Annotated in this window: 12 protein-coding genes; 7 read left to right on the top strand and 5 right to left on the bottom strand. The window is 44.6% G+C overall.

The genetic code is table 11. The features are described 5' to 3' along the window. The 6 genes from BUB85_RS20970 to BUB85_RS06755 all read left to right on the top strand — a co-directional run. Positions 1–807, top strand: an 807-nt coding sequence (locus BUB85_RS20970; RefSeq protein WP_200803552.1) for a LytR/AlgR family response regulator transcription factor, incomplete at its 5' end; no start/stop codon positions are given. Positions 808–907: 100 nt separating this feature from the next. Beyond that, on the top strand, positions 908–3,268 hold the full coding sequence (feoB, locus tag BUB85_RS06775) for a ferrous iron transport protein B (protein ID WP_073107334.1): 2,361 nt from the start codon (positions 908–910) through the stop codon (positions 3,266–3,268). Between the two features lie 212 nt (positions 3,269–3,480). After that, positions 3,481–4,611 carry an alpha/beta hydrolase gene (locus BUB85_RS06770; RefSeq protein WP_073107331.1) on the top strand — a complete coding sequence of 377 codons (1,131 nt, stop codon included), beginning with the start codon at positions 3,481–3,483 and terminating at the stop codon, positions 4,609–4,611. A gap of 11 nt (positions 4,612–4,622) precedes the next feature. Continuing rightward, the gene (locus tag BUB85_RS06765; protein ID WP_073107328.1) at positions 4,623–5,039 is read left to right on the top strand and encodes a hypothetical protein; all 417 of its coding nucleotides are present in this window, start codon (positions 4,623–4,625) and stop codon (positions 5,037–5,039) included. 18 nt (positions 5,040–5,057) lie between these two features. Then, positions 5,058–6,152 carry an alpha/beta hydrolase gene (locus tag BUB85_RS06760; protein WP_073107323.1) on the top strand — a complete coding sequence of 365 codons (1,095 nt, stop codon included), beginning with the start codon at positions 5,058–5,060 and terminating at the stop codon, positions 6,150–6,152. Positions 6,153–6,207: 55 nt separating this feature from the next. Next, entirely contained in the window at positions 6,208–6,624 is a 417-nt protein-coding gene (locus BUB85_RS06755) for a hypothetical protein (RefSeq protein WP_073107320.1), read from the top strand. A gap of 105 nt (positions 6,625–6,729) precedes the next feature. Here BUB85_RS06755 and BUB85_RS06750 read toward each other — a convergent pair whose 3' ends face one another. After that, positions 6,730–7,584: a LysR family transcriptional regulator gene (locus tag BUB85_RS06750; protein ID WP_073107317.1), complete on the bottom strand. Its 855-nt coding sequence runs from the start codon at positions 7,582–7,584 to the stop codon at positions 6,730–6,732. Positions 7,585–7,771: 187 nt separating this feature from the next. Between BUB85_RS06750 and BUB85_RS06745 the strand changes: the two genes are divergently transcribed. Next, positions 7,772–8,035 carry a hypothetical protein gene (locus BUB85_RS06745; RefSeq protein ID WP_073107312.1) on the top strand — a complete coding sequence of 88 codons (264 nt, stop codon included), beginning with the start codon at positions 7,772–7,774 and terminating at the stop codon, positions 8,033–8,035. A 143-nt stretch (positions 8,036–8,178) separates the two neighbouring features. On the opposite strand, the gene BUB85_RS06735 is transcribed toward BUB85_RS06745, so the two are convergent. From BUB85_RS06735 to BUB85_RS06720, 4 genes are all read right to left on the bottom strand, one after another. Further along, complete coding sequence (locus tag BUB85_RS06735) at positions 8,179–9,498, bottom strand: glycine/betaine/sarcosine/D-proline family reductase selenoprotein B (protein WP_242945371.1); 1,320 nt, start codon at positions 9,496–9,498, stop codon at positions 8,179–8,181. A gap of 2 nt (positions 9,499–9,500) precedes the next feature. Then, positions 9,501–10,790, bottom strand: coding sequence for a glycine/sarcosine/betaine reductase component B subunit (locus tag BUB85_RS06730; protein WP_073107302.1), 1,290 nt, complete (start codon positions 10,788–10,790; stop codon positions 9,501–9,503). A 236-nt stretch (positions 10,791–11,026) separates the two neighbouring features. Next, positions 11,027–11,857 (bottom strand): glycine/betaine/sarcosine/D-proline family reductase selenoprotein B, encoded by an 831-nt coding sequence (locus BUB85_RS06725; RefSeq protein WP_073107299.1) that lies wholly within the window; start codon positions 11,855–11,857, stop codon positions 11,027–11,029. Next, on the bottom strand, positions 11,854–12,162 hold the full coding sequence (locus BUB85_RS06720; protein WP_278319582.1) for a TetR/AcrR family transcriptional regulator C-terminal domain-containing protein: 309 nt from the start codon (positions 12,160–12,162) through the stop codon (positions 11,854–11,856). Before BUB85_RS06720 ends, BUB85_RS06725 begins: the two co-directional genes overlap by 4 nt. Positions 12,163–12,510 lie beyond the last annotated feature (348 nt).

The raw sequence follows: 12,510 nt of genomic DNA, 5'->3' as shown, positions 1-12,510 counted from the left end.
GACAGACAGACAGACAGACAGACAGACAGACAGACAGACAGACAGACAGACAGACAGACAGACAGACAGACAGACAGACAGACAGACTTGAAAATTCTTGTATGTGATACGTCGGAATTTGGAGCAGAGTTAGAAAAGAAGAGAAAGAAGATCAGCATTTATCAGGCGTGCGTGTTCGTTTTAGCGGAGTCGGAATGTACTTTTTGTTCAGAGCTGGCACGGCGAAGATGGGACCTGATTCTCATGAATGCAGAGTTTTGCGAGGCGCGGGGAATAGACTTGATTCAGGAGTACACGGATGAGATAGGTGGAGCGGGTGTGATTTTTACCGCTGAGAACTGGAAGCATGCGACGGAGGCATACCGAGTTCCCCATCTCTGCTTTATCCGAAAGATGGAGATGGATCAGTATCTTCCGGATTATCTCGTGGAGATTCAGAAAAAGAAGCTGAAAACAGACGGGAAAATCCTGCTCACGAAGAGGAAGGTGATCAACCTTGTTGACTGGAAGAACATCATCTTTATTGAACGTAAATACAGAAAATCGCTGCTGTTTACGACGAATGGGGAATTTGAATGTGCCTATAAGCTGGATGAACTGCAGACAATTCTAGGGGATGGATTTGTCCGGTGCCACAACAGCTATATTGTCAATGTATACCACGTTACGGAATTTCGCCCCAAGATGCTGACACTGGAAAACGGTGCAGAGATACCGGTGAGCAGGAGCCACAAAGAGGCGGTAAAAAGCTGGATTCCATTGCTGAACCGATGGTATATGCAGACAGATCCGGAGCAGTCACTATAGAAAAACAAATTTTTTCATGAATTTGTACTTTGAATTTATGATATACTGATACATATTTTCATTTATATTATCAATAAGAGAAGAAGGGCATGGATAAAGAATGACTTTAAAAGAACTACCGATAGGGAAGACTGCGACAATCGTATCCGTTGGCGGAGAGGGCGCACTCAGGCAGCATTTTCTGGACATGGGCGTGATTCCGAAGGAGGAGATCACTCTGGTGAAATTCGCACCGATGGGGGATCCCATGGAATTTATGCTGCATGGATATGAGCTGACGCTCCGCGTGGCGGATGCGGACAAGATTGAGATCTGTAATGTGCGTGAAGAAACGCATGCTGACATAGAAAAAAAGATGGAAAAACCGGGGAAAGGTATCGGCCATCCCGGTTTAGGTGAGGGAGGAAAGTATCATGTCAAGGCGACGGAGCATCCGCTGGTGGATGGGACGGTGCTGACATTTGCCCTCGCAGGAAATCAGAACTGCGGGAAGACGACACTCTTCAACCAGCTTACCGGTTCCAACCAGCATGTGGGGAATTTTCCCGGGGTGACGGTGGACCGGAAGGACGGGAGCATCAAGGGGCACCCGGACACGCTGATCACGGATCTGCCCGGAATTTATTCCATGTCACCCTACTCCAGCGAGGAAATCGTTACGAGGGAGTTTGTTCTGAATGAGCATCCCAAGGGAATTATCAACATTGTCGACGCGTCGAATATCGAGCGGAATCTGTATCTGACGATGCAGCTGATGGAGTTGGATGTCCCTATGGTACTCGCCCTGAATATGATGGATGAGGTGCGCGAAAACGGCGGATCCATCCTTGTAAATGAGATGGAAGACATGCTGGGGATTCCGGTGGTTCCGATTTCTGCGTCAAAGAATGAAGGTATTGACGAGTTGATCGAGCATGCCCTTCACGTGGCAAAGTATCAGGAGCAGCCAGGGCGGATCGATTTCTGCAGCGCCCAGAAGCATGGCGGAGCAGTGCACCGCTGTCTGCATGGAATCATGCATCTGATCGAGGATCACGCAAAAAAAGCGGATATTCCGATCCGGTTTGCGGCGAGCAAGCTGGCAGAGGGAGATCCTATGATCATCGAAAAGCTGAATCTGGATCAGAATGAGAAGGAAATGCTCGAACACATCATCCTGCAGATGGAACGGGAGGGAGAACTGGACCGGGCAGCTGCGATTGCAGATATGCGCTTTACATTTATTAAAGAAGTCTGCAGTGCGACGGTCATCAAGCCGAAGGAGAGCAGAGAGCATGCGAGAAGCGCGCGGATCGACCGGATCCTGACCGGAAAATACACGGCGATTCCGGCATTTATTGGAATTATGGGGCTGGTGTTCTGGCTGACATTCAATGTGATCGGAGCGTTTCTGCAGAATCTGTTGGAGCTGGGAATCTCACAGCTGTCCGGGGCGGCAGAGGCCGCGATGGATGCGGCACATGTGAATGAAGTTCTGCACTCGCTTGTGATCGATGGTATTTTCACTGGTGTGGGAAGCGTGCTGAGTTTTCTGCCGGTCATCGTGACACTGTTTTTCTTTTTATCCCTGATGGAGGACAGTGGGTACATAGCCAGAGTGGCGTTCGTGATGGACAAGCTTCTGCGAAAGATTGGTCTGTCAGGCAGAAGTATTGTGCCCATGCTGATCGGATTTGGATGTACGGTTCCAGGTGTGATGGCGACCAGAACACTTCCGTCGGAGCGTGACCGGAAGATGACGATTCTGCTGACTCCGTTTATGAGCTGCTCTGCAAAACTGCCGATTTATGCTTTTTTTACAGCAGCATTTTTCCCGAACCATGGTGCGTTTGTCATGATTTCGCTGTACCTTCTGGGAATGGTGATTGGAATCGTTATGGCGCTTATGTTGAAAGGGACGATGTTCAAGGGGGAGGCGGTTCCGTTTGTCATGGAGCTTCCGAATTACCGTATGCCGGGGGCAAAAAATGTGGGGATGCTTCTGTGGGATAAAGCGAAGGATTTCCTGCAGAGAGCCTTTACCGTGATCTTTATGGCGACGATAGTCATCTGGTTTTTACAGACCTTTGATACTCATCTGAATGTGGTGGCGGATTCTCACAACAGTATGCTGGCAGGTGTGGCGGGATGGATCGCGCCCGTGTTCGCACCGCTAGGATTTGGTGACTGGAGAATATCGACGGCGCTGATCACCGGATTTATGGCGAAGGAGAGCGTGGTGTCGACCTTGTCCGTCCTGTTCGGAACGACGGCAAGCTTGCTTGCGGCGATCACTCCGCTCGCGGCGGCAAGTCTTCTGGTTTTCTGCCTGCTCTACACGCCATGTGTGGCAGCGGTCTCCTCGGTGAAGCGGGAGCTCGGCGTCCGTTGGGTGTTCGGCGTGGTGATCGGACAGTGTGTGATTGCCTGGATCTTTGCGTTTGTGGTGCGACTGATCGGGATGTTGTTTGGGCTGGCATAGCCACAAAATATGATAATAGGTATCTTCAAAAATAATCAGATGCATGCGCATTTGATTATTTTTGTGCACAATTATCTTGTGCACAAAAATGAAACACTTTGTTTTTTTGAGCGGGGCAGTTTGTGTTTTTCAGTGTTATAATCTGTACATAGATAAATAGTTCTGATTCAAAGAGAGTGGAAAAGACACAAAAATTCAAGGAGGAGAATACGATGTGGAAAAAATTTGAAGGTGACCGCAACAAAGATGGCATTATCGTAGAAGATGGTCGAATGATCGATATCACAGATCCAAAATGGGGACATCCAGATGGAAGTGATTTCTGGGATCTTGATCCGAAACTGAATGAGGCAACAGCAATGCTTTACAGTCCATCTGTTCCGCAGGAAGAGAAGCTGGCAGCTGGAAAGGCAAGACAGCAAGCTTATATGGAACAGTGGTGGGCAAGTGAACATACTTGTGAAGTTGAAAAATACGCAGTTCCCGGATGCGAAGAAGAGCCAGATACTCCAGTAGAGGTATGGGTAATCAAACCAAATAATCTGAAAAAGAGAAAAAATAGAGCGCTGTTCTATGTTGTAGGTGGTGGACTGACCGGCTTGAATCCAAACGCTTACCCAATTGAGAGAATGTGCGAGCAGCATAAATGTGTAGGGATTGTTCCTATTTACCGCTTATCGTGGGAGGCTCAGTATCCGGCAGCAATCAATGATCTTCACGCAGCATACAAATGGATGTTTGATAACGCAGATGATCTTGGAATTCATTCAGACAAAGTAGTCATGAGTGGTTCGTCAACTGGCGGACATCTTGCCCTGGCAACAGCTTTCCGTCTTAAGAGATACGGATACAGCCCAAGAGGAATTGTAGTTGTAAGTGCACAGACAGATGACAGAGAAAAAGACGGTGATTCATTATACACAGGTATGTGGGATGCAGTAGAGCAGCATGATGGACTTTACAATTGGCTGGGAAGAAACTTTGCTTCTAACAGAGTAGGACCTGAGGCGCTGCCAAATCACGCAACCATCGAGGACTGTATCGGATTTCCACCGACATTTATGTACCAGGCAGAGATGGACCCGGATATCTTACAGAATGTAGAATTTTATACGAAACTGTTAAAAGCACATACATTTGTTGAATACCATGTTTATGGTGGTGCTCATCATTCTAATGCAATCTGGGCAGTTATCAAAAACTGTGGTGAGCCAAGCGAATATTCTCAGAGAGCAGCGGATTGCTTCGATAGCAATATTGAAGATTGCTTCAAATATGATCTTCGCCGTCCGTGGGTAGTTGATGACTATAAAGAAGCATTTAAGAAACGTTTTGGAGAATAGGAGGCAGAGGTATGAACGTAGAAGTATATGATTATGAAGGATTAGGAACGGTTATTGATCCGGAGAGTGACACAAAGGAAATCACAGTTATCCTGATTGGAAAACAGACTGTAAAATGCAATCCACGTCCGGGAATCATCTATGTGACAGGTGGAAAAGTTACACCGGATTGTGCAGAGATTGCGGCATTGAAGAAATACTGTGCGGATAACAAAGTTGTGCTGATTTGCCCGGCTGCTACAGAGGGAGAAGAATTAGGAAAAACATATAAGTATGTATACAACAAATACAAGGATCTAAACATAGACATCGCAAAGGTCACTGTGAAAGGTGATGAGGATTACATGGATGCGGCACAGGAATTGGTCGACTATGCACTGGATGAGTTTGATGAAGAGTTGGAAGATGCAACGAAATTTGCAATGTAATATAAGGAGGAAATAGAAATGGGACTTGATAAGTTTAGAATTCGTGACGATGTAAAATGGGCACATCCAGAATTAGAGCAGGCATACTCTTTAATGGGTGGTTCAGTAGGCTACGCAGAGGTTTTATTGAATGATGATCTTTCTAATGAAGAGAGAATGAAATTTGCAGAGCATGCAGAGGATGGATTTAAAGATTATCTGCCAGATTATGACTGGTCGCGTGTAACAGAATATGAAGCTCCAGGCTGTGTTGACGAGCCGGATGCGCCATTGGTAAAAGTGCTTGTAGCCAATCCAAGAGAGGGAAAATGGCGTTATAAGAGAAACAGCCCATGTATCCTCATTATCCCTGGCGGCGGACTGACAACGTGTTTCCGCTTTACGGCAGCAATCGAAGACTGGGCAGACAAATTCGGTGTTCCGGTAGCAACCCTTAACTATCGTACACTTTGTATGGGAGCCGAGTATCCACAGCCGATGAATGACTGCGAGGCTGCTTACAATTATCTTGCGGATCATGCAAAAGAATTGAACATCAGTGCAAATAAGATTATCCTTCACGGAAACAGTTCGGGCGGACATTTGTCTCTGGCGCTCTGCCACAGGCTGAAAAAACGTGGAAGCACTCCTCGTGGATGCATGGTTTGGGTTCCAATCATTGATGATCGTCCGCTGCCACAGTATCGTTCCCTGAGAATTAACTCTGCTTTCTGGGGCGGGTCTGATGCAGCAACATCTGCCCGTGAATATCTTGGAAAATTAAACAACAGTGTGGATGTACCGGCAGAGGCGTTCCCGGGACGTGCAACAGTTGAAGAGTGTGTGGGACTTCCGCCGACATTTATTCATGCAATGGCAAATGACAATGGTACAGACCAGGCTTATGATTATGCCAGCAAATTATCAGCAGCCGGTGTTTATGTAGAGCTTCATAACTGGGGCGGCAGCCAGCACTGCTCATTGTCAACAGCTGCAAACGTATTGGACAAAGATGATCCGACGGCGGAGTATGCGCAGTTATTTAACAAAGTATGTGAAAAAGAGTTAATTGATATGTTTGCGAATGATCTCAGACGTCCCTGGACAGTAGAAGAGTTTAACGAAGCAGACTAGTGAACGTGTCAGTGTACCAGCAACCGATAAAAAACACACAGTGAGGTAAAATGATATGGTAGAATTTAACGAATACGAAGGACTTGGATATATAATTGATCCGGAGAGTGAGACAAAGCAGGTATTTATCCCATCTCCACCGACAATGGCAACTGTTAAAATTAATCCACGTCCGGGTATCATCTATGTTACCGGGGGCAAAGTAGTAGAAGGATATGAAAAATTAGATGCATTGAAAGCATATGCAGAAGAGAATAAAGTGGCGATTTTCTGCCCGACATCAACAGATGCAGAAGAAATTGGAAAAACTTATAATTATATCCAAAAGAGTGGAAAAGCTATTAACGTAAAACGTGATGAAATTACGGTAATGGGGGATGCGGATCATATGGATCTTGCTCAGGAAGCAGTTGATTTTATGCTTGACGAGTGTGATGCTGACGTAGATGATGCAGAGGAATTTGAGTTTTAAGTAAAAGAGAATATAAGATGACAATCGGGCGGGTGTTCTTCAATAGGAGGGACATCCGCCCGATTTTGCTGCTTTTTGACTTTTTTGAATCTACTATAAGCCACATTAAATACCATTCCGAATCATCCGGATAAAATAATCAATTTGTGGAAGCTTTGCGGAGCCCTCCTGGCAGAAGATGTAGGTCCGGCGGATAAATGGAGAGCCATCTTTGAAATACAATTGTACTTTCACACCATCAAAATCCTCCAATGCAATTTCTGGGAGAATGGCCCAGCCGGTTCCGGCCTGAACCAGTTCCTGACAGGTGGTGATGTTGTCGACACTGATATTGGAAGAATGAGCCGTAAGGCTTGACTCACCCAGCCATTGCAGCATCTGGCTGGTTAAGAGAGGATCGGTTTTCCGATTGATGTACATATAGTCAGATAAATCCTTCTCTTGATTTTCTTTGCTGTACACCAGATAAACATTTTCTTCAGCTATCTGGTATCTGATACCATTCCAGGGATATTCTCCACGTATGATTGCAAGATCCAGAGAGCCTGCCAGCATCTGTTGATAGAGTTGACTGCTCTGATCAGAGACAATCTGGAGATTCACCTTTGGATAAGCTTTGTGATAGGCTGAAATCTGTTGCGCAAGGCGGTAGGTGCCATAGCTGATGGAATAGCCGGCGTGAAAAGTTCCGCAGATTTCGCCTTCAATCATATCTAGTTCCTGAGCAACCTTCTGACGCTCATGTGTCATTGTAATGCAATAAGCAAGAACTTTTTCTCCCGCAGGGGTGAACACCACTCCCTGGTGCGAGCGGATGAGGAGTGGAGTTCCAAATTCCTGCTCAATGAGCTTCAGCCGCTTTGAAAGCGCAGACTGTGTCATAAAGAGACGGTCTGCAGCGTGGGTGATGTTTTGGGTTTTCCCAAGCGTAATCAGTATCATACAGTCTTTTTCGTTCATATAAGGATTCTCCTTTTTTCGGAAATGTTGCATATATATTTAATTCTATATTCTATTTTACAATAAACCATGAAAAAAAGGAATGGAATTTCATTCCAAAATAGAAGTTTTATTCATAGACCGGTTATGCTATATTAATAATAACAAGAAGAACAAAATAGAAATAAAATGAAAGAAGGGAAGCCTTATGTCAAATAGCTTCGAAAATACAACAGGGTTCAGAAAGTGGAATATTACTTTTTTTAGCGTATTTCTTGTGATGTTTCTGATTCCATATATCCGGTTTGAAACATTGGGAATGCTTGTATTAGAGACCCGGATCATTATGCTTGGTATGATCGCGATATTGATCTTTGGACTGGTTCGTTCGATTTTGTTACTGAGAGTGGCACGAAAGCGCGCGAAGACCTGTAAAAGTGGGGATTTCGTCTCACCGATGCCGGCAAGATAATACAACCAGAAAAAAATCCCATCCACAGTGGAATAGAAGCTGTGAATGGGATTTTTTTGTGAAAGGGGGGGCAGCAGAACATGAAATGGCTGGTACGAAAGTTCTGCTGCATTTGTAACCAATTAAAACTTTGAAAATGGCATTTAATCAACGATCAGACTATGTTGACCTTCTTCAGGCACCTCAGTCAGCATCTGAAGAGCTTCTTCTACTAGTTCCTTACGGAAGGTGACCTCTTGTGGTTTTGGCAGTTTTGGATTGCCGAATACATGAAGTACACTGTTACCACGGAGAATTCGATGAGCACCGATCCCCTCGGATATCTTTGTAAGGTTCGTAACGTGAATAATTGGAATACCGGCACGCTCGATCTCTTTTGTCATCACTGCACCGCAGCGAGAACTGGTACCTCAGGTGGAGGTTAAAATAACAGCATCTACTTGATGTTCCTTGAGATCTTGGGCGATATCGTCTCCAAATTTTTTACCAACTTCCATCGGAGTCATAACTCCGGCAGTTGTATAGTAAGAGGCGTAAAGGCTTCCAATCTTTCCTTCTTTTTCGAGACTTACAGCGGCATCGACAGGAACCAGACGGTTTGGATCTTCCAGTACAAATGCATTGTTATAACCCTGGTGGCTGACTTCGTAGTCGTCGGCATCCAGTTTGTCAACTCCCTCGAAGGAGTAGGAGTTAAAGAATTTGGAGTTTGTAGGAACCATTTTGTCTGGATTTCCCTTTGGAACCAGGCCACCGTCTGTCACAAAAGCAAGCTTGATTTCGTTCAGAGGTTTCGCAAGCACTGGAATTGGGATATCCTCATGATTTGGCATTACAACTTCTGTGTGAAAGTTCCGGTGATAGTATTTGTTCAGAAGCATGTCAAGACCACGTTTGCATGCTGGAACCGTATAATCAATATCAACGGCTGGGCCGGAGCCGTGATAGCCTTCTTTTTTGCCATCGCCGATAAAATCCCCTTCAACCAGACGTTTGGCAAATGCTGCAACTTGCTTCATGGCTGCTTTCATTTTGGCAGCATTGTTTTCTGTCTGTAAAATGTATGATCTGTCTTTGTACAGATCGGTTCCGGGGTTTTCGGCATAGAGAGCGGTAACAGCTGGAATCTTTAACTGCTCGGTAACTGCCGCTGTGGCAGCGCCACATCCGAGTCCATAACGACCTGCATTGAACCCGGGGCCGGCAACAAACAGTTTTGCTCCATATTCTTTTACCGTTTCAATAAATTTCTGGCAGACAGTTTCTGTATTTTCTGCAATGTAGTTATCTCCACAGATGATGGTAGCTACAATCTCATAATCGTCGCCCAACAGACTTTTTAATAATAATCCCGGTCCCTCGGGACTCTCTTTTACAACAATGCCCATGCTGGCAGTATCCTCACCGCCGTAGCCGCCGTAAAACTGGTTAATATAATGCACAACTCTGATTTTTTCTGACATGATTATACCTCCTTTCCGAAAGTGACAGGAGCAGCTGGCAGATCATTATCCGTTGTTGCGTAGCAGTCTCCTAATTGAGACCAGATGCCCTGATATGCGAAGTTTGTAGTGTGCGTAAAGGGACCATCGACATTGACTCCCATTAAGCTTGGTACATTGCTTTCTCTTCCAATTACACGATCTACATGTGGGTGGTGGAGGTCATAGTTGCGTCCACTGTTGATGACAGCATCAATCTTTGGATCGGAGATGACCAGCATGTCACCAGGTTTGTCATTGGAAACGGCAGACAGGTTCATGACACAAGGCATCCCCATTTTCTCGGCCCAGTTGAAAGCAAGGGCGGAGTCGAGCTGACAGTGACCCATTCCGGATTTGTTGACGATGACACAGTCAGCGCCGAGCGTCTCTTTACAGAGTGTGGCAGCCATCAGACCCATAGTGTCTTTTCCATCGATTTTCATAACATTGTTGGCAAAGACGACACCGACAAATTCAATATCTTTTCCGTGGCGGTTCATAAGCTCTTTGATATAAAGTTCATTCTGCAGATAATAGTTTGGTTCCCAGTATCTCCAGATCATCGCGCCGTCGAGAATCTCAGTCGGCTGCAGGATGGTTGGAAGAAAGTTAATTGCACTCTGCCCGTATACCAGGAAATTCCATGTATCATGAGAAGCCATGTGGGTAACCAGGTAAGCAACCTTTGGCAGTGGCTTTCCATCGGGACCAGGTCCGACAGGTTCACGTTCAAAGATTTCTGTCTCGTCTGGGGTTTTGCCGATTCCCAGTTTTGCGAGGAAGACATTAATAGTTAATGAAGCATATTTTAAAGCCTCCGCATAACTTGCATCGCTGACGCCCTCAGCAGGTGTGGCATCCAGAATTACGTGGAAATGTCTGGAGAAGTTGCTGTATTTCGCGCAGGGACCGCCCATATCCATATAGTATTTGATGTTACATTTTGCATAGTAGATATCGGATACAACGACACCTTTCAGCGCAACGGTTCGTCCTTCACCCATCGGAGCCAGTTTTCCCCAGATACCCGGATAAGAAGTCTCCGGTGCGTCTGCTTTGCAGCGAGGCTGCATAACATCATGGATGCTTAGAATACGGCAGCTCTCTCCCGGGACTGCTAATTTGATATCGATGGAGCCAAATAATTCACTTTTGGTCATCTCGATTAATTCTTCCTTGTTGATGACTAACTTTCCGTTCTCTAGACTGGTACGATCGCCAAATTCTACATTTTTAATGCGGATGTAGTCGATTTGTAATTTTTTACTCATGGCTATATCATACTCCTTTCAAAATTATAATTTTTCTTTTGGCTTGATGGACCCTTATTGGTTAATTCTATTTTAGAACATAATGCGGTCTGTAACAACGAACATAAAAAAATTCTGTTTAAATCTGTTACAGTTTTCTCCAAGTGTTCAAAAAATGGATTTTATTGTAAAAAGTGATGTTATGTAAAAAACCAGTTCCTTTTAATTTATAATTAAAAGAAACTGGTTTTACCATGTTAAACAGGATCGTGTTTCTGCAGTTTGTAAAGAGCTTTTAATACCAGCTGTCTGCGAAATGCGTACTCGTCACGAAGAGAGCAGGACGGTTTTCCGAAGGGATAACAGATATTATTGCCTTTTACGACCCGAGTGAGTCCGGTGTCGAGTGCAATTTGTGTCAAGTTGGTCACCTGGACAACCGGGATTCCGATTTTTTCAATTGCAAGTCCAATATATGCACCGCATCTTGTACTTGTACCACATGCGGACACTAAAAGAACTGCGTCAACATTACATTTGGCAACATATTCAGCAATTTTTTTCCCCATTAATTTACTCTGACTGGCAGGCATCATAACACCAGTTGTGGAGATGAAAGTGTCGTGAAGCTTTCCAATCACACGATTCATTTCCAATTCACGCAGTGCATCAACTGGAAGGAGCCGGTTGGGATTTTGTTCAACAAAGGAATTGTCGTATCCCTGATGGCTGATTTCATACTTCCGTGGCCCGAGTGAGTTCTTTCCTTTTATAGAATATACCCCAAATCGGTTGGCACAGGTAGAAGGAATGCGATCCGGATTGTGGAAAGGAACCAGTCCACCGTCCGTGACAAGAAGCAGGTTCGCTGTACTGAGCTTACACTTTAGCTTCGGAATGGATACCGTATCACATGCATACATCATAACTTCGCTTTGATATGGTTTGTTATAGTATTTTGCCAACAGCATATCCAGACATCTCTGCGGAGCCGGGGCTTGATAATTGATGAATGGAATCACCTTATTACCTTGTTTGAGAGGCTTACTGTCTGGATTGGAGTAGATCAATTCGCCTGGATTTATCATGCTTCTCTACACTTCCTTTTTCTGGTGTAGCCGTCGGAGACGACATTCATTTCTCCGGATACCATCCGCTTGTCTGAAAGCATTGCGTATCCGGCTTCTAACTCGAATACAGTTTTCAACTGTTCGAAATACTTCATATAATTTTCGTGCATACCATCCTGAACCCAGTCGGTAATAATTCCGACAAGAGAGTGAGACTTCATTGTTGCGAGAATTGTCAATTCATCTTCTGTCAATTTAAAACCAGACTCTGAATATTTGGTATCTATATTAATTTTCCACAATTCGACATAGAAGTCAAGCAAATAATCATAGAGTCAGCGTTGAGGAATAAATTTAATTATGTCTATCCCTCATCTACTGTTTATGCTTTTTAGCACTTTATCCACATTTTCCTTGTTAACGCCTTTTGTTATGCACTTCGTATAGGTCCACGAAGCCAATCCTAAAAAAATGTGGATTATTCAGTTATTTCGTCTTTCATTTAACCACCACCTGTGCTAAAATAACATTGTTATTCCAAGTACATTGTTGTGTACTTAAAAATGTAGGATACATCTTCATTCGTTACTGTCAGTCCTCGAAAACTTTCCAGTAGCCCTGAAGATGTATTTTTTATTGTCTGCTTAAGTTCTTTGATATATGGATTCCAT

The organism is Hespellia stercorisuis DSM 15480 (assembly GCF_900142165.1).
GTDB classification, from domain to species: domain Bacteria; phylum Bacillota; class Clostridia; order Lachnospirales; family Lachnospiraceae; genus Hespellia; species Hespellia stercorisuis.
This window is presented reverse-complemented; position numbering and strand designations above follow the sequence as displayed.